This is a genomic window from Coprococcus sp. RTP21281st1_F1_RTP21281_210402 (genome assembly GCF_040915325.1).
GTDB classification, from domain to species: domain Bacteria; phylum Bacillota; class Clostridia; order Lachnospirales; family Lachnospiraceae; genus Coprococcus; species Coprococcus aceti.
The window spans coordinates 16,461-37,008 of sequence record NZ_JBCPDQ010000009.1; the positions used below are offsets into that span (position 1 = coordinate 16,461).

At 45.6% G+C, this 20,548-nt stretch carries 17 protein-coding genes; 16 read left to right on the forward strand and 1 reads right to left on the reverse strand.

The window, feature by feature from the left end; translation table 11 throughout:
- The first annotated feature begins 1 nt into the window (after nucleotide 1).
- From AB5150_RS12335 to AB5150_RS12395, 13 genes are all read left to right on the forward strand, one after another.
- Nucleotides 2-1,501 carry a TrkH family potassium uptake protein gene (locus AB5150_RS12335; RefSeq protein ID WP_117874842.1) on the forward strand — a complete coding sequence of 500 codons (1,500 nt, stop codon included), beginning with the start codon at nucleotides 2-4 and terminating at the stop codon, nucleotides 1,499-1,501.
- 254 nt (nucleotides 1,502-1,755) lie between these two features.
- Nucleotides 1,756-2,466 carry a response regulator transcription factor gene (locus tag AB5150_RS12340; protein WP_015534035.1) on the forward strand — a complete coding sequence of 237 codons (711 nt, stop codon included), beginning with the start codon at nucleotides 1,756-1,758 and terminating at the stop codon, nucleotides 2,464-2,466.
- 1 nt (nucleotide 2,467) lies between these two features.
- A complete protein-coding gene (locus tag AB5150_RS12345) occupies nucleotides 2,468-4,003 on the forward strand; it encodes a HAMP domain-containing sensor histidine kinase (protein ID WP_022216934.1) in 1,536 nt (511 codons plus the stop codon).
- A gap of 106 nt (nucleotides 4,004-4,109) precedes the next feature.
- Entirely contained in the window at nucleotides 4,110-5,099 is a 990-nt protein-coding gene (locus tag AB5150_RS12350) for a 2-hydroxyacid dehydrogenase (RefSeq protein WP_368291955.1), read from the forward strand.
- A gap of 41 nt (nucleotides 5,100-5,140) precedes the next feature.
- Nucleotides 5,141-5,941, forward strand: a complete 801-nt coding sequence (locus AB5150_RS12355) for a tetratricopeptide repeat protein (protein ID WP_015534032.1) — start codon at nucleotides 5,141-5,143, stop codon at nucleotides 5,939-5,941.
- Nucleotides 5,942-6,015: 74 nt separating this feature from the next.
- Nucleotides 6,016-6,975 carry a MoxR family ATPase gene (locus AB5150_RS12360; RefSeq protein WP_015534031.1) on the forward strand — a complete coding sequence of 320 codons (960 nt, stop codon included), beginning with the start codon at nucleotides 6,016-6,018 and terminating at the stop codon, nucleotides 6,973-6,975.
- Between the two features lie 36 nt (nucleotides 6,976-7,011).
- Nucleotides 7,012-8,103, forward strand: coding sequence for a DUF58 domain-containing protein (locus AB5150_RS12365; RefSeq protein WP_055224555.1), 1,092 nt, complete (start codon nucleotides 7,012-7,014; stop codon nucleotides 8,101-8,103).
- Nucleotides 8,104-8,142: 39 nt separating this feature from the next.
- Complete coding sequence (locus AB5150_RS12370) at nucleotides 8,143-10,263, forward strand: transglutaminase family protein (RefSeq protein ID WP_368291957.1); 2,121 nt, start codon at nucleotides 8,143-8,145, stop codon at nucleotides 10,261-10,263.
- A 32-nt stretch (nucleotides 10,264-10,295) separates the two neighbouring features.
- Nucleotides 10,296-11,000: an AzlC family ABC transporter permease gene (locus tag AB5150_RS12375; protein ID WP_118758158.1), complete on the forward strand. Its 705-nt coding sequence runs from the start codon at nucleotides 10,296-10,298 to the stop codon at nucleotides 10,998-11,000.
- Entirely contained in the window at nucleotides 11,000-11,308 is a 309-nt protein-coding gene (locus tag AB5150_RS12380) for an AzlD domain-containing protein (RefSeq protein ID WP_117874832.1), read from the forward strand. The genes AB5150_RS12375 and AB5150_RS12380 overlap by 1 nt, the downstream gene beginning before the upstream one ends.
- A gap of 90 nt (nucleotides 11,309-11,398) precedes the next feature.
- Nucleotides 11,399-12,418 (forward strand): S66 peptidase family protein, encoded by a 1,020-nt coding sequence (locus tag AB5150_RS12385; protein WP_368291959.1) that lies wholly within the window; start codon nucleotides 11,399-11,401, stop codon nucleotides 12,416-12,418.
- A gap of 440 nt (nucleotides 12,419-12,858) precedes the next feature.
- On the forward strand, nucleotides 12,859-14,622 hold the full coding sequence (gene thrS / locus AB5150_RS12390) for a threonine--tRNA ligase (protein WP_055147116.1): 1,764 nt from the start codon (nucleotides 12,859-12,861) through the stop codon (nucleotides 14,620-14,622).
- Between the two features lie 95 nt (nucleotides 14,623-14,717).
- On the forward strand, nucleotides 14,718-15,914 hold the full coding sequence (locus tag AB5150_RS12395; protein ID WP_055147119.1) for a hypothetical protein: 1,197 nt from the start codon (nucleotides 14,718-14,720) through the stop codon (nucleotides 15,912-15,914).
- 29 nt (nucleotides 15,915-15,943) lie between these two features.
- Here AB5150_RS12395 and AB5150_RS12400 read toward each other — a convergent pair whose 3' ends face one another.
- Entirely contained in the window at nucleotides 15,944-16,378 is a 435-nt protein-coding gene (locus tag AB5150_RS12400) for an Rrf2 family transcriptional regulator (protein ID WP_015534027.1), read from the reverse strand.
- Between the two features lie 504 nt (nucleotides 16,379-16,882).
- On the opposite strand from AB5150_RS12400, the gene AB5150_RS12405 reads away from it, so the two are divergent.
- The 3 genes from AB5150_RS12405 to AB5150_RS12415 all read left to right on the forward strand — a co-directional run bounded on the left by AB5150_RS12405 (nucleotide 16,883) and on the right by AB5150_RS12415 (nucleotide 20,473).
- Nucleotides 16,883-18,193, forward strand: a complete 1,311-nt coding sequence (locus AB5150_RS12405) for an O-acetylhomoserine aminocarboxypropyltransferase/cysteine synthase family protein (RefSeq protein ID WP_022058096.1) — start codon at nucleotides 16,883-16,885, stop codon at nucleotides 18,191-18,193.
- Between the two features lie 79 nt (nucleotides 18,194-18,272).
- A complete protein-coding gene (cysK, locus tag AB5150_RS12410) occupies nucleotides 18,273-19,202 on the forward strand; it encodes a cysteine synthase A (RefSeq protein ID WP_015534025.1) in 930 nt (309 codons plus the stop codon).
- A gap of 224 nt (nucleotides 19,203-19,426) precedes the next feature.
- Entirely contained in the window at nucleotides 19,427-20,473 is a 1,047-nt protein-coding gene (locus AB5150_RS12415) for a Fic family protein (protein WP_055273885.1), read from the forward strand.
- The last annotated feature ends 75 nt before the right edge of the window (nucleotides 20,474-20,548 follow it).

Sequence of the window (20,548 nt, forward strand, 5' to 3'; positions counted from 1 at the left end):
TATGAATAATTCCATGATAGTATTTATACTTGGCCAGATCATAAGACTTGAGGGTCTGCTCATGATCATTCCATGCCTGACATCTCTCATATATCAGGAACATGAAATATTTGCGTTCCTTATAGTCATAATATCATGTCTTGTGATAGGAACGCTTATGACACTTAGAAAACCGGCAAATCAGACCATATATCTCAAAGAGGGATGTGTAGCCACGGCATTCAGTTGGATACTGCTCAGTATATTTGGCTGCATGCCATTTGTTATTTCAGGGGAGATCCCTTCATTCACAAATGCACTGTTTGAGACAATATCGGGATTCACCACAACGGGAGCCAGCATACTGAGCGATGTGGAGAGTATGTCACATGGCATGATGCTGTGGAGATGCTTTACCCACTGGATAGGCGGTATGGGAGTTCTGGTGTTCCTGCTTGCCATCATTCCGATGAACAGTGCGTCCGGTTCAAATATGAACCTGATGAAGGCGGAGAGCCCGGGGCCATCCGTTGGAAAGCTTGTTCCAAGACTCAAGCACACTGCCAGGATATTGTATGTTATCTACTTCGGAATGACGGTTCTGGAGGTCATTTTCCTTATGTTTGGACATATGTCATTGTTCGATGCTCTGTGTACGGCATTTGGAACAGCCGGAACAGGCGGTTTTGGAATAAAGAACGACAGCTTTGGAAGCTTCTCACCATATATACAGTGGGTTGTAACTGTGTTCATGATATTGTTTGGTGTGAATTTCAACTTTTATTATTTTGTGCTGTTCAGGAACATCCGAAAGGCACTTTCCATGGAGGAGGTCAGGACATATCTGCTGATAATACTCGGTGCAATAACGATAATAACTCTGAGCCTGATGCAGACTATGGCAAATATCGGAGATGCTATAAGACATGCGGCCTTCCAGGTGGCATCGATCATCACCACGACGGGTTACGCATCGGCGGATTTTGACCAGTGGTCACAGACCTGTAAGACGGTGCTGGTCATACTGATGTTTGTCGGAGCTTGTGCGGGAAGCACCGGTGGCGGTATGAAGGTGTCGAGACTCGTGATAATGTTCAAGACCGTTGTCAAGGAGCTGAGTTCGTATTTCCATCCGAAGAATATCAAGAAGATAAACATGGATGGCAAACCGGTGGAGCACGAGGTAGTCAGGGCGGTAAATGTATACTTCATCACGCTGATGGGAATATTTACCCTGTCTGTATTTCTTGTGTCCCTTGAGGGCAGGGATCTGGTGACCAACTTCACTGCGGTGGCATCGTGTCTCAACAATATAGGACCGGGTCTTTCCGAGGTAGGACCTACCAGAAACTTTGGCGGGCTGACGGGATTTACCAAGTATGTTCTGATGTTTGACATGCTTGCGGGACGACTGGAGCTCTTCCCATTGCTGCTCATATTCAATCCTGGCGTGTACAGGGACATGATCATGGGGGCATGGAGAGGCATAAAGCGAAGAAGACAGGAGAGAAGAGCGAACTGATAAATGTTATCATTACAAATGGCGGGCAGGTTATTGACATATGTTGGCAATTTGGATATACTCAGAAACAGTTAGACACACCTAACTATAGCTCTTCCAATCATTTTATAAAGAAAAGGCGGGGACTTCTCACATAGTGAGGGTTCCCGTTTTTTATGACTTAAATTTCCTTACAAAGAAGTTTAGAATGGAATAAAGATATGAGTATTTGTTATAATGTACATACATTTGGTGTGGATAAGGAGTAATGCGATATGGAGAACGAAAAAGAATCTGTAAAAGTACTTATAGTGGACGACGAGCAGGACATCAGAACGTTGCTCAATATATATCTCAAGAGACTTGGATACGATGTTGTGGAGGCTGCCGATGGAGTTGAGGCTGTCGAGACCGTGCGTGCGGACAAGGACATCGATCTCATAGTTATGGACATAATGATGCCAAAGCTTTCAGGTACTGAGGCATGCCAGCAGATCAGAGAGTTTTCATCTATCCCAGTCCTCTTCTTGACGGCGAAGACGAAGGAGCCGGATCAGAACGAGGCATACGATGTGGGTGGCGATGATTTCCTGGCAAAGCCATTCACCCAGAGCGAGTTTAACCGCAAGGTGAATGCTCTTATCAGAAGATACAAGGTGTACCGCGGAAAATCAGAGACCGATCCAAAGAATATCTCAGTCGGCAATATAAATATTGACTCATTTAAGAGGATTGTGATCAAGAACGGTGAGGTCATCAAGCTCACCGACAAGGAGTATGCACTTCTGTTCTTCCTGGTGGAGCACAGAGGAAAGCCATGGTCACTCGAGGCACTCTACGAGAATATATGGCAGGAGAAGTATCTTCCTTCATCTTCCAATACGGTCATGGTACACATACTCAGACTCAGACAGAAGATAGAGGACAACTCAGCGCAGCCTGAGATCATTAGGACCATATATGGAAAGGGATATCAGGTAGACTGATATGAAGATGCCATTTAAGCGGACACTCAGGGTAAAGCTGTTTGTGATCATACTGCTTGGGCTAATATTGTCCATATCGGCTTTTTTTGCAGGAACATTTGCACTGAACAGCTACATGAAAAATGTATACATGAGTGACACGAATACACAGAAGAGATCCGCCAGACAGATCCAGAGCTTTGCTTCATATGTGACCAGCCATTCCATAAAGGCTACGGATACGCAGGCACTCAGGGCATGGCAGGAGCAGCACGACAATGTGTACATACTGATTTATAACAACAATGATATAGTATTCGACTCTGACTGGATGATAGAGAAGAAGGGCGCATACAAATATGTCATAACGAATTCGGAGACTGGTGAGATAATCATTCTGTTACAGGACAACTATGGAAATATCAGAAAGATCAAGAGGAAGGCATCCTCGAGCAGCGAATCCCAGAAGAAATCCGATGCGGTGACCGCGGATGAGGGAGCTTACTACGGCAATTCCAGCATGCTGCGAGGAGACCTCAATGAATTTGACTACGATTTCTATCCTGTGCTATTCAAGGATGGAGTGTTTGATGTCTGCATAGTTGACTATTCGGATGATACGATCAAGGATGTCGGAGAGATAGCGATATTTGTCATATGCTGTATCCTGTTCATCGGTGTGATAATAGTCTATTTCGGAAGAGAGATAGGCAGAATGAGACGCCTCACAAATGAGGTCATGGATATCAAGGATGTGGATATCAATGGGCCGATAACAATACACGGTCAGGATGAGATCTGTATGCTGGCGGAGAATGTAGACACCATGAGGCAGACCATTATTGAGCAGCTCAGCAGGGAGCGTGAGGCATGGCAGGCGAACAGTGATCTGGTCACAGCCATGGCCCATGATATAAGAACTCCGCTCACAGTCATGGCGGGATATCTGGAGCTCATGCAGAACAAGGAGTATTCATCCCAGGAGGAGCTTGACGAATACATAAGGATAAGTGCTGAGAAGGCGGAGCAGCTCAGGACGATGTCGGACAAGATGTTCAGATACTTCTATGTATATTCAAAGGGCGGTGATGATCTCAACATGGAGATGTTCCCGGCGGGGCCGTTCCTTGACCAGATGCTTGGAGAGTATGTTGTGCTCCTGGGCGAGAATGGATATCAGTTCGACATTGATATCTCGGACAAGGAAGCCGAAATTTACGTTGATCTTCAGGGTATGAAGAGGATAACCGACAATGTATTTACCAACATCAGAAAGTATTCGGACAAATCAAAAAGCATAGATATAAGGGTATATATAGATCGGAGAAAGGTAAGAATTTATTTCAGAAATTATATAAATCCGGAAAGCAGCAAGGCTGAGAGCACACATATAGGTACTTTGACATGTCAGAAGATGGCGGAGGAGATGAATGGATCATTTACGACCTGCAGAAAGGGCAAGGTGTATGAGGCGACACTCATACTGCCTAACATGTTGGATAACGATGACTCACATGTTCCGACTCAGGGACTTACAGCTATACTGTCACGCAAATAATAAACGGAGATCCTCTGTACACAGTTCAGAGAATCTCCGTTTTTGTACATAGAAAAAAGCAATGCTACACATTATACCGATAGAGGAAAAAACAGGAGGAACAGATATGAATATATTATTTTATGATACAAAGCGTTATGACATGGAGTCGTTCGATGCGATAAAAGATCAGTACGACAAGCTGACCATAGATTATGTGGACACAGATCTGTCGGTGAAGACCGCAAGACTTGCAAAGGGGTATGACGCCATATGTGCATTTGTCAGCTCGGATGTGAGTGCACCCGTTGTGAATGCGCTGAGTGATGCGGGCGTGAAGCTTATACTGATGAGATGCGCGGGCTTCAACAACGTGGATATGGATGCGGCAAAAAAATGCGGTATAACTGTGATGAGGGTTCCGGGCTATTCGCCTGAGGCTGTGGCGGAGCATGCGATGGCACTTGCCATGGCGGTGAACAGGAGACTGCACAAGAGCTATATAAAGGTGAGGGAGAACAACTTCAGTCTGGTCGGACTTACAGGCATGAACTTCTACGGCAAGACAGCCGGTATCGTCGGAACCGGTAAGATCGGGGCTGCCATGGCGAGGATATGTCATGGATTTGGAATGGATGTGATCGCTTACGATATGTATAAGAATCCGGACATTGATTTTGTCAGATATGTGGAGCTCCCTGAGCTTCTGGCGGGATCTGATCTTATATCGCTTCACTGTCCGCTGACCGACGAGACCTACCATATGATAAATGAAGAGACCATTGGCATGATGAAGGATCACGTGATCCTGGTGAATACCTCCAGAGGTGCACTCATCAAGACCGACGATCTCATAGCTGGGATCAGAAGCAGAAAATTCTTCGGAATCGGGCTGGATGTATACGAGGAGGAGACTCCAAATGTATTTGAGAACAGGGAGGATGACATACTGGAGTCCTCGATCACTGCGAGACTGTTGTCATTTCCAAATGTGATAGTGACGTCTCATCAGGGATTCCTTACAGAGGAGGCACTGGAGGCGATAAGCAGGACCACTCTGGACAATGCCATGGATTTCCTTAATGGGTCTGTAAATGAATCGAATATTGTGTTATGATGTGATGACAGGATATTGTGAGAGAAATTGAGGTTGACTATATGAATATAAATGAGGTTTTTAGCGGGCTTGATAAGCTGTTCGCAGAGAACAGACTGCCGGAGGTGGAGAGATACCTTACCCAGGCACTCAGCGATGCTGAATATGAAAAGGATACTGATTCCATGCTTGCGATATACAATGAGCTTATCGGTTTTCACCGCACCACGGGAGAACACGACAAGGCACTGTATTTTTGCAGGCAGGTCATGAGGCTCGCTCATAAGATGGGGATTGAAGATACAGTTCCATATGGAACCGCTCTCATGAATATTGCAAATGAGAACAGGGCTGCAGGTAACCTGTTGGAAGCCCTGTCCTATTGCAGGAAGGTGTATGACATATATTCGGAGCAGCTCGGTCCATATGATATATTGCTGGCGGGTTATTATAATAACGTGGCGCTCATTTATCAGGAGCTTGGCGATTACGACAAGGCTGTTGATGCACTGGAGCACGCGCTCAGCATCATAGAAAGACATGAGAATGCCGGTACGGAGATTGTTGCCACATATGCCAATCTTGGCGAGAGCCTTCTCAGGGCAGGTCGGCTCAAGGAAGCTCAGGACAAGCTGACGGAGGCGGTGCGCAGATATCAGCTCAAGGGTGTCAGAGGATATCACTACAGTGCTGCGCTGTCTGCTGTTGCAGAGGTGTGGTACAGACAGGAGGACTACCAGCAGGCACTCAAATTTTATCAGCTTGCGGCAGAAGAACTCTACAGTGTCTATGGGGACAATGATACATACAGAGTTATAATGAATAATATAGAGACGGTAAAGGCGAAGCTTCAGCAGCAATGATAACAGGGAGGAAGTGGAAGAGCTTCCTCCCTGTTGCGTATGTAGACAGATAATCTGAAGGATGGGAGAACGAGATGAATTATAATGACAAGGTAATGGACGTTATAGATGAGGTGAAGAAGGTCGTCATAGGCAAGGATGTGTGTATTGCCAAGATAATGGCGGCGATAATCGCAGGCGGTAACATTCTCATGGACGATGTACCGGGAGTCGGCAAGACGACTATGGCTCTTGCATTTGCAAATGCAATGGGGCTCCAGAACAAGAGAGTCCAGTTTACACCGGATGTCCTTCCGGGAGATATAACGGGATTTACGATGTACGATAAGGCGACAAATCAGTTTGTGTACAGACCGGGTGCTGTTATGTGCAATCTGTTCCTCGCAGATGAGATAAACAGAACATCTCCAAAGACACAGTCGGCACTTCTCGAGGTTATGGAGGAGGGACATGTGACTGTGGATGGAGTGACATATCAGGTTCCGGATCCATTTATAGTAATTGCCACGGAGAACCCTATCGGCAGTGCCGGAACACAGCTTCTTCCTGATTCCCAGCTCGACAGATTTATGGTGTGCCTTAAGCTGGGATATCCATCCATAGAGAGCGAGCTGGATATAGTTAAGGGAAGAACCTCCGCTGATGGCTTTCAGGATGTACAGCCTGTAATAGGTGCGTCTGAGCTGCGGCTTATCAGGGAGGAAGTAAAGCATGTCAAGGTCAGCGATGACGTGTATTCTTATATAGGCCAGCTTGTTGTTGGAACCAGAGAGAATCCAAGCCTTGAGCTAGGAGTGAGTCCAAGAGGAACGATAGCCCTCACCAAGATGGCGAAGAGCTGGGCATATATAAGCGGGAGAGATTTTGTCATACCTGAGGATGTGCAGATGGTGTGGACGGACGTCATAAGACACAGGATAGTCTTAAGTGCCAAGGCAAGGGTGAACCACATAACACAGGAGGCTGTGCTCAAGGACATAATGGAGAGGGTGTACAAACCGTCGGTTAGACGAAGAAGTTCGGCGAAAAAGTAGCATGAGATTTGGAAGCGTGTAGTGGTAGGATGTCGTATGAGACGAGGAATATTGTATATTGTCCTGATAGGGGCATGTGTATATATAGGAATAATCAATAAAGAAAAATCATATTTTTTCGCAGCGGTGATCATGACTGCTGTCATGCTGAGTCTTATAGCCGGGCTGATCGTGCGATACATAAGAACCAGTGTTAAGATGCAGATGAATATACCTGTGGTTGAGAAGAACAGTACATTTTGTCCGGAACTTGCGGTATCTGTCACCGGTGGTCAGGTACCCCATGTGGCAGCGGTGTTCAGTGTTCTTGCTCCGGGTATGAAGAAAAAGAAGAAGAGTACATTTGAACAGATAGATGACAGGTATGGAAAGTGCGTGGGAAAGATGAAGCTGGATGTCAGCGGAAGATACGAGATAAAGGCATCGGGCGTCAGGATATATGATGCTTTCCATATTTTCTCAATCAGGAAAAAGGTTGGTGGAACGGCGTACATTTACGTATTGCCTCAGTGCTATCTCGTTCCGGTGGAGGTCACGAAGAACACAAGAGATTTTGTGACGGACAGTGATGTATATTATTCGGATGTGAGAAGCGATGACTCGACCGAGGTGTATCAGGTGAGAGAGTACAGACCTGGAGACAGGATGACCCGTATCCACTGGAAGTTGTCGGCCAGACAGGATGAGATAATGGTCAGGGATACATCAAAGGCATTGTCGTGTCCGGTCATCATCTGTATGGATCTCGATGGAAGAAACTGCCGTCACTATGGACAGGCAATGTCTGTTGCGCTGGAATCCATGGTATCGGTGAGCTTTTCACTGATAGATGTTAAAGTCCCTCACTTTATAGCGTGGTATGATCCGGAGGAGATGTCCATAACGAGATACCGCATAGTCCGTGAGGAGGATGTGTACGATGCCGCTGCAAGGTTGTCGTATGTGGATGCCAGGACAAATGACAGCTACGATGTGATAGGAATGTACAGAGAGAGATACAGAGGTGAGGATTTCACAAGCTTCATCGACATAGACATGAATGGCAATATAGAGTGTGGAGATGAAAGTTTTCAGGTGGGATTTGAAACCATAAAGGAGGATCTTGCAAAATCCTATATCACGGTGTAGATTCTCCAGGCATCATCATAGAATTACAGAGGTGTGGAATTGAGAGTTGTTTTGGGACTGGCTGTATGGGCGTTGTCGCTTGGTATGACATACCTTGTGGGCGATATCGCATACAGCTCGGATATAAATAAATATATGGACTCCACCAATCTTGTGGGTGCGTATATCATAGGAAGTCTGGTGATAGCACTGGTTTATTCTCTGTGGTACATTTTGAGAAAAGAACAGAGGATACTGGATATTGTGGTTCCGGTTACTGTGTTGCTGGGTTGGGGGCTTGCCAGAAGAAAGCTGCTCTATGCCGGAGGAAAGGGCATGGTATACAGCATAGCATATGATCTGAAAAAGGTTTATGGGATAAAGACAGGACTCATAGATCTTGACTATGTCAGCGTGAGTGCTGTGACGGAATTTGTGCTTTTTATAGTGGCGGTGTCAATGTTCTTTGCCACTTATATGATATACAGGTGTAACAGTCTGATGATAGCTATCGGACTTGCATTTTTGTTTATGCTTGCTGGCGCAACACTCAGTGTACCTGTGAGTGCACCCGGAGTAGTGCTTACTGTATTGTCACTTATCGTGGCGAGATATGTTCTCATGAGAATGGGACAGCCGCTGTCGGTGGTGTGGAACATTGCAGTTCCTGTGACGGTATTTGCCGCGTGCCTTGTTGTCACCCTTCTTGTATATGACAGCGTATACGACAGAGGTGTGAAGGAACAAGGGAAACTGCTCGACATGGTGGACAACATGGAATATTTTCTGTCGGGGGAAAGTAACAAAGGATATTCAGGTTACTATAAGGTGGATGATTCTGAGGTCAATCCCGGTGATGAAGTTGTGGATGAGATAATCAGGGAGGATAAGCCTCAGGGAAATCTCTACGTCAAGTCGAGAAGCTATGTTACATATGAGAATGGGTCGTGGCACGGAAGGGCGGATGGACACATCCCTGATGATGAGGTCATGGTGTATTATGATAAGGATACATTTGCAAGATACGAATCAGAGATACAGGGATATGCGCCAGATAAGAAGTTTTCCAATGCGGTCATGGACAAACTGGTGACATATATAAGACAGCATATGTCATATACCACAGCACCAAAGAAATTTACCGAGGGTGAGGATCCGGTCAACAGTGCGATGTATGACGTTCATGAGGGATATTGTGTTCACTTTGCTTCTGCGGCGGCGGTGGGCTTCAGGATACTGGGAATCTCCACCGTGTATAATACAGGTTATGTGGTGCCGTCGTCTGCGTGGATAAAGCAGTCGGATGGAACATACCGTGCGGTGGTTCTGGATAAATACAGTCATGCGTGGATTGAAGCGTACAGTGAGGATGCCGGTGACTGGGTGATCGTGGATGCCACACCGCTTGGAGACAGGGCGGATACTTTGGGGATACCGAAGGAACCGGATTACAGCGGTGATAATACTGCGGACAATTCATCGGATGATACAGAGGAGCCGGAGACTTCTGAGGAGACTTCAAGTCCGGATGTAACAACGGAGGCGACAACTGATTCGACAACCCAGATGTCAGAGAATACAGAAGTCACTACGGAGACGGATGGTGATTCTTCAAATGGCACAGGAGAAAATGGCAATCAGGTCGATGTCCCGAATGATGGCAGTGGAGATGCGCAGTCGGGATCACCAGGGGATGCCGGGGATGGTCTGTCGGAGCTTGTACAGAACAGAGTGTTCAGAACAGTCGTTGTTGTGCTTGCCGTGATACTGATATTGTGGGGCGCAGTCATCTTCAGAAGAAGGACGATAGTTGCGCGCAGGAGACGCAGGCTTGTGGGAAGAAACAGGATATCAGCTATATACGAGATGTCCACGGCGATGTATGATATGATGGTGTTTTCTGGTGCCATAGAGAACGTCAGTGAGAACGACACGGAGTATGCCGACACTGTAACGGAGTCGTGCAGCTTTATAAAGGGCGATGAGTTCACAGAGTTTATAAAATGGGTTCAGGCTGCTGTATACGGACGCGTTGAGCCGGATGACAGGCAGATCGCGGCTGCCAGAAAGCTGTATACAAAGGTAAGGGCATACACATATCTTGGCCTTGGGTTCAAGGACAGGTTTGTGTGGAAGTATGTAAAGTGTTACGACTGCGGAGGACGCAGAAGGAAGAGATAACATAATTTGTCACGAAAGAAGTAGTATTTAAGATGGAATTTAGAAAAGGGTTAAAGGATGGAATACCGATAGCACTGGGGTATTTCGCAGTAAGTTTTAGTTTTGGTCTGCTGGCGGTAAAGGGCGGACTCACAAGTTTTCAGGCGGTCATCATAAGCCTGACAAATGTAACCAGTGCGGGACAGTTTGCAGGACTCAAGATTATCCTTGCAGGGGGAACGCTGGTTGAGATGATACTCACCCAGTTCATAATCAATCTGAGATATTCTCTCATGAGCCTGTCACTTTCACAGAAGCTTGGGGAGGCAGTTGGAATCAAGGAGAGACTCGTAATAGCATTTGCAAATACTGACGAGATATTTGCGGTGGCGATGGGCCATGTGAAGGAATTGACATTTGGGTATATGATAGGACTTCAGCTCCTTCCGATAGTCGGCTGGACGGGCGGAACGCTGTTCGGTGCGGTGGCATCCGGGATCCTTCCGAAGTCCATCAGCAGCGCATTAAGCTTGGCACTCTACGGAATGTTCGTTGCCATAGTCATGCCGGTCGCTAAGAAATCGAGACCGGTTGCCATAGTTGCGCTTGTGGCGGCAGTCATATCATGCGTGCTGTATTACGTTCCGATATTCAAATTCATATCGACGGGAATCGCCATAATCATAAGCACTGTGGCAGCGTCTGTGATCGGAGCTATATTCTTCCCTGTGGGAGCTGAGAAAGAGGAGGTGCAGTGATGAATATATACATATATATAATAACCATGGCGGTCGTCACCTACCTCATAAGAATGGTGCCGCTGGTGGCGTTCCGCAAGAAGATAGAGAACAGATTCGTCAATTCATTCCTCTATTATGTACCGTATTCATGTCTCACGGCGCTGACACTTCCGTCTATACTATACAGTACGGAGAGTGTCATAAGCGCTGTGTGTGGATTTGCGGTTGCACTCATACTTGGAATAAAGCAGAAGGGACTTATAGTTGTGGCTGCTGCGGCGTGTGTGACGGTGTTCGTGGTTGAGTGGATATTAAAACTGATGTAGAAATTTATGATGTCTGGAGATTTGGACCGGATGGCTGAATATGATAAAACGATAAGAAGGAGGTAAGCAGGAAATACCTGTGTATGATATATGAGATTTCCGAAATTTATAAAAAAGGGCGATGCGATAGGTTTCGTTGCGCCATCATTTGGCTGTGATACAGAGCCGTATAAGACTGCATTTGGCAGAGCGCAGGAGAACTTCAGGAATATGGGGTTTGGTATACAGATCGGGCCAAACTGTTATGTCGGAGAAGGCATAGGAATCAGCAACAAGCCGGAGCTGTGCGGTCAGGAGATAAATGACTATTACACATCGGAGAAGAACGATGCACTCATATCCTGCGGCGGCGGAGAGCTCATGTGCGAGATACTTAACTATGTTGATTTTGACAGACTGAGGGCAGCAGATCCGAAGTGGTTTATGGGATATTCGGACAACACAAATCTCACATTCCTGCTCACGACATTGTGCGATACGGCGTCCATATATGGTCCGTGTGCGGCGGCATTTGGACAAGAGCCGTGGCACCGATCGATTGCGGATGCCATGGCTGTTCTTCAGGGGCAGAAGCTGTCATTTGCCGGATATGACGGATGGGAGAAGGAGTCCCTCAGGGATGAGGAACATCCATTCCTGCCATACAACATCACAGAGCCAAGAGTGATAAAGGGCTATCCTGAGAAGTTCCAGGTGAGCGGGCGAATGATAGGCGGCTGCATGGACTGTCTGGTGAACCTTATAGGAACAAAGTTTGACCATGTTGGCGAATTCCTTGAGAGATATAAGGATGATGGATTTATCTGGTTCCTCGAGTCCTGTGATCTGAACGTCATGTCCATAAGACGAGCCATGTGGCAGATGGACAACGGCGGATGGTTCAGATACTGTAAGGGCTTTATGATCGGCAGACCGCTGCAGTTCGGACAGGAGATGATGGGCCTTGACCAGTATCAGGCTGTGCTGGGGATCATAGGAAAATACAATGTGCCTGTCGTGATGGATGTGGATCTCGGACATCTGTCACCGATGATGCCTGTGGTATGCGGCAGCATGGGAACTCTTATGGTGGACGGCCAGGATATGAGTCTTTCCATGGAGATGAGGTAGAGAGAAGTCTGTTGGCTGTTTGATTGGCTGAAAAAGGCTGAAAATGGTTGAAAAAATAAAGGCAAAAAAATAAAAAATACTATTGTGAAAAAAAATATATCGTGCTACACTAGGTGGCAGATAAGATAAAGGCATAGACGGAAAGAGTAGTGTGGTGGATGCATCCAGAGAGAGCTGCATATGTGAATCGGACTCAGATATGAATCAGACGTGAGCCAGAACATATGGTGGGAGCAGCTTATGATATATCACATGAAGACCACTCCCGAGCCGTGCGCGATATAAGCGTCACCGCGTAGCTGCGTTAAAGGCATAATTGAGTTAAAAGTTAAGGTGGAAACGTGCATACGCACCCTTAGATAGATTATATCTAAGGGTGCTTTTTTAGTTGTTACATGCAATTTATTTTCACTTTATAAGAAGTAAGAAGGAGAACTGACATGGTTAATTTCAAAGAAGACGAACAGCTTAAGACACTGAATCATTCCTGTGCACATCTTATGGCACAGGCTATCAAGCATTTGTACCCACAGGCAAAGTTCTGGGTAGGACCGGTAGTTGCAGAAGGATTCTACTATGATGTAGATCTCGGCGATGACGTTATCAGAGGCGAGGAAGATCTCGCAGCCATCGAGAAAGAGATGAAGAAGATTGCCAAGAGCGGCAAGAAGATCATCCGCAAGGAGATATCCAAGGAAGAAGCTCTTGAGATGTTCAAGGATGACGAGTACAAGCTCGATCTTATAAATGGACTTGAGGATGGAACGATCACATGCTATGAGCAGGGTGATTTCACAGACCTCTGCCGTGGACCTCACGTAGACAATGTAAAGCTTTGCCGTAACTTCAAGCTCATCAGACATTCAGGAGCTTACTGGAAGGGCGACAGCAAGAACAAGGTTCTCCAGAGAATATACGGTGTGTGCTTCCCTACAAAGGAGGAGCTTGAGGAGCATCTTCAGTTACTTGAGGAGGCAAAGGAGAGAGACCATAGAAAGATCGGCAAGGACATGCAGCTCTTCATGGTCGATGACCTTGTAGGACGTGGACTTCCAATGTTCCTTCCAAAGGGATATACAGTATGGCAGGAGCTTGAGAACTACATCAAGCGCAAGGAGAGAAAGCTTGGCTACCTCCACGTTATGACACCTTGTGTAGGTACAGTAAACCTCTACAAGACATCAGGTCACTGGGATCACTACAAGGACAACATGTTCCCGGCAATGGAGATGGAGGGAGAGTCATTTGTACTTCGTCCAATGAACTGCCCGCACCACATGATGATATATGCAAACAAGATGCACTCATATAAGGATCTTCCTATCAGGATCGCTGAGATCGCACACGACTTCAGATTTGAGGCAAGTGGTACACTCAAGGGTATTGAGAGAGGAAGACACTTCTGTCAGAACGATTCACATATATTTGTGACACCAGACCAGATCGAGGAAGAGTTTGCAGGAGTTGTCAAGCTCATATTTGACACATACAAGGATTTCGGAATCACAGATTACAGATGCGTACTGTCACTCCGTGACCCAGAGGACAAGGTAAAGTATCACGATGACGATGAGATGTGGAACAAAGCAGAGAATGCACTCAGAAAAGTTCTTGATGATATAGGAATCGATTACACAGAGGAGATCGGTGAGGCTGCATTCTACGGACCAAAGCTTGATGTAAATGTTAAGCCGGCCGTAGGAAATGAGTATACGCTCTCGACATGTCAGCTCGACTTCTGTCTGCCAGCCAAGTTCGATCTGAAGTATATCGACAAGGACGGCGAGAAGAAGACACCTGTAGTTCTCCACAGAGCTATCCTTGGATCTCTCGACAGATTCATGGCTTACATCCTTGAGGAGACAAAGGGCAATCTTCCAACATGGCTTGCACCTGTACAGGTAAGAGTTATGCCTGTCAAGACAGACAACGAGGATCTCATGGCTTATGCTCATAAGGTTGTTGATGCCCTTGATGCCATCGACGTTCGTGTAGAGCTCGACGACAGAGCAGAGAAGCTTGGTTATCGTATGCGTGAGGGTCAGGTTCAGAAGGTTCCATACCTTCTCGTAATCGGATTCAATGAGGCTGAGAACGGAACAGTATCATACAGACTTCACGGTGAGGCTGACACAACAGTTCTTCCACTTGACGAGTTCGTACAGAAGATCGACACAGAGATCAAGACAATGGCTCACAAGTAAGAGTGAAAATTTTACACCACAGGTTCACTTACCCTGTCCGCAAGGACAGGGTATTATTTTTGTAAATAAATGCATAATGTGAGGAGGCATAGGATATGAGACAGGGATATAAGTTTATACGTGAGAGTGGCTGCGAGCATGACGATGATTATCTCAGTCATCTTTTTAACGATATTTTCTGCTGGACGAATGGCACATATAAGCTCTGTTATACACACCCGGATATGGAGGCCGTGAACGGAGATAATATACTCGACATTGAGAATGGGGAGAATAAAATACTGTCATTTGACTATCATATGCAGCTCCTTGTAAGCAAGAGAAATAACCTGGAAAATACAGAAAAGGATAAGGCTGGAGATAACGAAGAAAACGATAGAGAGGTGTGGGAGACTCTGATAAATGCGGCGGCATACGACTTCCCGAATGTCCGGCAGCTCAAGGCGGATATACGGACTATACTTGATTCAGACATGGAAGATGCCCAGATCGTGAGGAATAATAGCGGAGATCCGTACGAAAAAGTGCTGTGTCTTGGGACGGAGGGGACACATGTGGAGGATGGATATGTTCTCAGAAGGATAAAGAGATCCCCGGAGTGTGACAAGCCGGATCGGTATGAGCTGGAGATAGGAACTAATTGTGGTGTGGATTCTGGAATCGCTCAATTTTACCGTTTGACCGGCCTGAACAGGGAAGATATCCGCAGTCTGTATATATGCGCTACGAGATTCATAGAAAACGCTGAGGACTTGTATAATCACCGGCTGAAACTTCGCCGGGATAGAGAAAAGCATAACAAGAAAATTGATGGCGAAGTTCTGATGTGCCTGGAGAACAGCTTTGAGCTTGTCACCGAAGGCGAAGAGCTGGCCAGTATCAAATATTGGGATTTTAGAGGCGAAAAGCTGACAGAGGAATATAATGCGATGGTATGGTCTATAGATGGCGATGCTGGCAGTATTGACCTGGGAAGTGGTGAAATGCTGTATATGGATCAGATATATTCCATAGATAAAAAAAGCCCCACCGAGGAAATGTTGTGTATGGGTGTGGAGGAGATAGCCGAGGATTTCTGTGACAGCATACTTGTGAAGACGGTGACGATGCTGGATGATTTCGGAACCATGGAGGTATATGATCTCTGTGAAAAATATGGTGAATACATAGATAACAGGTATTATATGTACCGTGAGGAACACGGATTTGAGATGCCGGAAGATGTGTTCCCTGGGGATGGTGTAAAGCCGTATGTTGAGAAGGTCATACGGCTGTTGAAGTCAAAAGTATAAAAAATATAACAAAAGCATGTATATATGATTTAAATGCAATAGTTATCTGCCGCCTCAGGTCTTTCTGCCACAAGGTCAGCGATGGTGGTGGTGTCTACCACGTCCCGGATCGCTTTGTCCAGTCTGCGCCAGAGACCTATGGTGGAGCATCTTGCCTCGCGTTCGCACTGGAATTCATCTGCATCAAGGCACGCAACAGGAGATATGCCGCCCTCAGTGAGCCTTAAAACCATTCCAACTGTTATGTCTTCAGGGGCTTTTCGGAGAAGATAACCTCCCTGTGGACCTCTGGTGCTCTTCACCAGCCCGCCGGAGTTCAGCACAGAAGTGATCTGCTCAAGGTATTTCTCGGATATTTCCTCCTGTGCGGCAACATCCTTGATGCTCACTGGCTTGCCGTCTGTCCTCGATGCTATATTTATAAGAAAACGCAGAGCGTAACGCCCTTTTGTGGATACTTTCATAATATAAACCTCCCAAATGCCTGTATTTACTGATGATTTCACATCATTTACACGTCTATTATAACATCTGAAAAAAAACAATCAAGATAATTCATAAAAAACCTATTGACAAAGTGGGAATTAGGCTGTAATATACAGCTATGCTTAATTCATAGTTTCCGAGTAGGAATTCTGTGAAAAGTAAAAATAATCACAGAAATGATACGATCAAGTCAAAGTTCAAAGACGAAAATCGAGAAAGAGGTGTTGATATGCTGGGAAGGACATTTAAACCGCAGTACCTTAATGAAGACAGACGAATGTGTTGCATAGAAGTCATGTGTTGCTGCTGTTAAAGCGAACACAGAACAAATAATCATGACACAGATATAAATAACAGATCATACATAATAGACAGAGAATAATAAAGAAGAGTATAATGCCACATGAGCTCATATACATGACAAGATGAATGGGCAGGTGCGCATGACAGATAAAATATTTGAATTTAAGGAGAATAAGATCATGGCAAAGAAGACAAGAGCAGAGAGAAATTTAAAGTTTGAGACATTACAGTTACACGTAGGACAGGAGACAGCAGACCCGGTTACGGATGCAAGAGCGGTACCAATCTACCAGACATCATCATTCGTATTCCACAACTCACAGCATGCAGCTGACAGATTCGCACTCAAGGATGCCGGCAACATCTACGGAAGACTTACAAATCCAACAGAGGATGTATTTGAGAGAAGAATCGCGGCCCTCGAGGGTGGCGTTGCAGCACTGGCAGTTGGCTCAGGCGCAGCAGCAGTTACATATACAATTCAGAACCTTGCACTTGCAGGAGACCACATCGTAGCAGCAAAGAATATCTACGGCGGAACATACAATCTCCTTGCACATACACTCAAGGATTACAATGTAGATACAACATTCGTTGATCCACTTGATCCACAGGCATTTGAGGATGCTATCCAGGAGAACACAAAGGCCCTCTACATTGAGGTCCTTGGAAATCCTAACTCAGAGGTTTCAGATATCGAGACAATAGCAAAGATCGCTCACGCACACAAGATTCCGCTTGTTATCGACAGCACATTTGCAACACCATACCTTGTAAGACCTATCGAGTACGGTGCGGACATCGTAGTTCACTCAGCGACAAAGTTCATTGGTGGACACGGAACAACTATCGGTGGTGTCATCATCGACAGCGGTAACTTCGACTGGAAGGCATCAGGCAAGTTCCCACAGCTCACTGAGCCAAATGAGAGCTACCACGGTGTAAGCTTTGTAGACGCAGCAGGTCCTGCAGCATTTGTCACAAGGATCAGAGCTATTCTCCTCCGTGACACAGGTGCTACGATCTCACCAATACACTCATGGATATTCCTTCAGGGACTTGAGACACTGTCACTCCGTGTTGAGAGACATGTATCAAATGCACTCAAGGTAGTTGAGTACCTGAACAATCATCCACTTGTTGAGAAGGTAAACCATCCTTCAGTTTCAACAGATCCTGAGCAGCAGAGACTGTACAAGAAGTACTTCCCTAACGGTGGTGGTTCAATCTTCACATTTGAGATCAAGGGTGACGCAGAGACAGCCAAGAAGTTCATTGACAATCTGGAGATATTCTCACTTCTTGCAAATGTCGCTGATGTTAAGTCACTGGCTATCCACCCGGCATCAACAACTCACTCAGAGCTGAATGAGGCTGAGCTTATCGATCAGGGAATCAAGCAGAACACGATCAGACTTTCAATCGGTACTGAGAACATAGACGATATCATCGAGGATCTTGACGAGGCATTCAAGGCAATCCAGGAGTAATCGATATAAATAATGAATATAAGAGAAGACTACAAATAGTGAACATAATAAATATCAGGAAAGGTAATGGTACGATAATATGAGTAATATATATAAGAGTGCAGCAGAGCTTATAGGTAAGACTCCACTTCTGGAGCTTTCAAACATAGAGAAGAAGAATGATCTCAAGGCAAATATCCTTGCAAAGCTTGAGTATTTCAACCCAGCAGGAAGTGTAAAGGACAGAATCGCATTCCAGATGATCGAGGATGCTGAGAAGGATGGAACACTTAAGCCGGGTGCAACCATCATCGAGCCTACATCAGGTAACACAGGTATCGGTCTTGCATCCATAGCAACAGCCAAGGGTTACAAGGCGATCATCGTTATGCCTGAGACCATGAGCGTTGAGAGACGTAACATCATCAAGGCATACGGTGCTGAGATAGTTCTCACAGACGGAACAAAGGGAATGAAGGGAGCCATCGCAAAGGCTGATGAGCTTTCAAAGGAGATCCCTGGCAGCTTTGTAGCTGGACAGTTCGTAAATCCATCCAATCCAAAGGCACACAGACTCACAACTGGTCCTGAAATCTGGGAGGATACAGACGGCAAGGTAGATGTATTTGTAGCCGGTATCGGAACAGGTGGAACTATCACAGGCGTTGGCGAGTATCTGAAGGAGAAGAATCCAGATGTAAAGGTCATCGCCGTTGAGCCTGCCACATCACCAGTCCTCTCAAAGGGCGTTTCAGGAGCACACAAGATACAGGGAATCGGTGCAGGATTTGTTCCTGACACACTTAACACAAAGGTATATGACGAGATCATCGCCGTTGAGAATGATGACGCATTTGTAGCAGCAAAGGAGATCGCATCAGCAGAGGGAATCCTCGTAGGAATCTCATCAGGTGCAGCTTACTTTGCAGCAAAGCAGATCGCAGAGCGCCCTGAGTATGCAGGCAAGAATATCGTAGTACTTCTTCCAGACAGTGGAGACAGATATTACTCAACTCCGTTATTCGGCTAAATGGATATATAGTAATTGCTGTGATATAGAATTTATATGAAAAAGCCACCACATCGTGTTTTGATGTGGTGGCTTTTTTTGAAAGTACCCTTAATTAGCTGCATAAATAGTATACAATTGGATAACCTTAAAACTGATAGAACTTTGAGGGGAAATGCCCTTAATTGGGTTGACTTTCCCTTAAAATATGCTAATATTTAAGGGAAAAGGAGTAAATTAAGGGAATGAGAACTTTTAATTACAGTAAAATAAAAGAAGAAAAATGGGATTCTGAAGTGCTTGGACTCATAGCTGCAATATATAGATATGCAGGTAAACAGGAACTGTATTTAAGACAGCGTCCGGATGAACTGGATAAGCTTGTGGAGATAGCAAAGATCCAGAGCACGGAGGCGTCCAATGCTATAGAGGGTATAGTCACAACAAATACAAGAATAAAGCAGTTGGTTGAGGAGAAGACCACACCGAAGAACAGAGCCGAGGAAGAGATAGCAGGTTACAGGGATGTGCTGGGGGTTATACATGAAAGCTTTGATGCAATACCTATAACTCAGAATTATATACTTCAGCTGCATAAGATGTTGTACAGTCATATGAATAACCCATTTGCAGGAAGGACAAAGACTGTGCAGAATTATATCAGCGCAACTTATCATGATGGGCAAACGGAAGTCCTGTTCACGCCGATGGCTCCATTTGAGACACCGGAAGCGCTGGACAGGATATGTGGGGAATACAACAGGGTGATCGGTAATTTCGAGGTGGAGCCGCTGATCGTCATTCCTGTTTTCGTACATGATTTTCTGTGCATACACCCGTTTAATGATGGCAATGGCAGAATGAGCAGACTGCTCACAACGCTTTTGTTATATAGAAGTGGATTCTATGTAGGAAAGTATATTTCCCTTGAGGCTAAGATCGCAGGAAATAAGGAGTTATATTATGAGTCACTTGGAAAAGCGCAGGCAGGCTGGCATGAGGGCACGGAGGATGTGATTCCGTTTATAAAGTATCTCCTTGGAACGATACTTGCTGCTTATAAGGATTTTGAGGAGCGCTTTGAAATCGTAGAGGAAAAGTTGCCGGCGATTGAGATGGTGCGAAAAGCAATACTGCTGAAAATAGGAAAGTTTACAAAGCAGGATATAATGGAACTTTGTCCGTCTCTCAGCATCAGTTCGGTAGAGGGAGCACTCAGAAAACTCGTAAAAGAGGGCGATATAGGCAGAGGCGGTACAGGCAAGTCTACCTATTATGTCAGAATGAAATAACAAATGCTTGTTTTTTTCACTTTAGCTTGTTAATCTATTGTACGAAAGATGAGATCAGCCGCTAATTGCCGGTGC

Coding starts and splice junctions, on each gene's coding strand:
- AB5150_RS12355 (WP_015534032.1), top strand. CDS start 5,141: ATGAATATAAATGAGGTTTTTAGCGGGCTTGATAAGCTGTTCGCAGAG.
- AB5150_RS12385 (WP_368291959.1), top strand. CDS start 11,399: ATGAGATTTCCGAAATTTATAAAAAAGGGCGATGCGATAGGTTTCGTT.
- AB5150_RS12405 (WP_022058096.1), top strand. CDS start 16,883: ATGGCAAAGAAGACAAGAGCAGAGAGAAATTTAAAGTTTGAGACATTA.
- cysK (WP_015534025.1), top strand. CDS start 18,273: ATGAGTAATATATATAAGAGTGCAGCAGAGCTTATAGGTAAGACTCCA.
- AB5150_RS12350 (WP_368291955.1), top strand. CDS start 4,110: ATGAATATATTATTTTATGATACAAAGCGTTATGACATGGAGTCGTTC.
- AB5150_RS12380 (WP_117874832.1), top strand. CDS start 11,000: ATGAATATATACATATATATAATAACCATGGCGGTCGTCACCTACCTC.
- AB5150_RS12335 (WP_117874842.1), top strand. CDS start 2: ATGAATAATTCCATGATAGTATTTATACTTGGCCAGATCATAAGACTT.
- AB5150_RS12395 (WP_055147119.1), top strand. CDS start 14,718: ATGAGACAGGGATATAAGTTTATACGTGAGAGTGGCTGCGAGCATGAC.
- AB5150_RS12345 (WP_022216934.1), top strand. CDS start 2,468: ATGAAGATGCCATTTAAGCGGACACTCAGGGTAAAGCTGTTTGTGATC.
- thrS (WP_055147116.1), top strand. CDS start 12,859: ATGGTTAATTTCAAAGAAGACGAACAGCTTAAGACACTGAATCATTCC.
- AB5150_RS12400 (WP_015534027.1), bottom strand. CDS start 16,378: ATGAAAGTATCCACAAAAGGGCGTTACGCTCTGCGTTTTCTTATAAAT.
- AB5150_RS12340 (WP_015534035.1), top strand. CDS start 1,756: ATGGAGAACGAAAAAGAATCTGTAAAAGTACTTATAGTGGACGACGAG.
- AB5150_RS12375 (WP_118758158.1), top strand. CDS start 10,296: ATGGAATTTAGAAAAGGGTTAAAGGATGGAATACCGATAGCACTGGGG.
- AB5150_RS12415 (WP_055273885.1), top strand. CDS start 19,427: ATGAGAACTTTTAATTACAGTAAAATAAAAGAAGAAAAATGGGATTCT.
- AB5150_RS12360 (WP_015534031.1), top strand. CDS start 6,016: ATGAATTATAATGACAAGGTAATGGACGTTATAGATGAGGTGAAGAAG.
- AB5150_RS12365 (WP_055224555.1), top strand. CDS start 7,012: ATGAGACGAGGAATATTGTATATTGTCCTGATAGGGGCATGTGTATAT.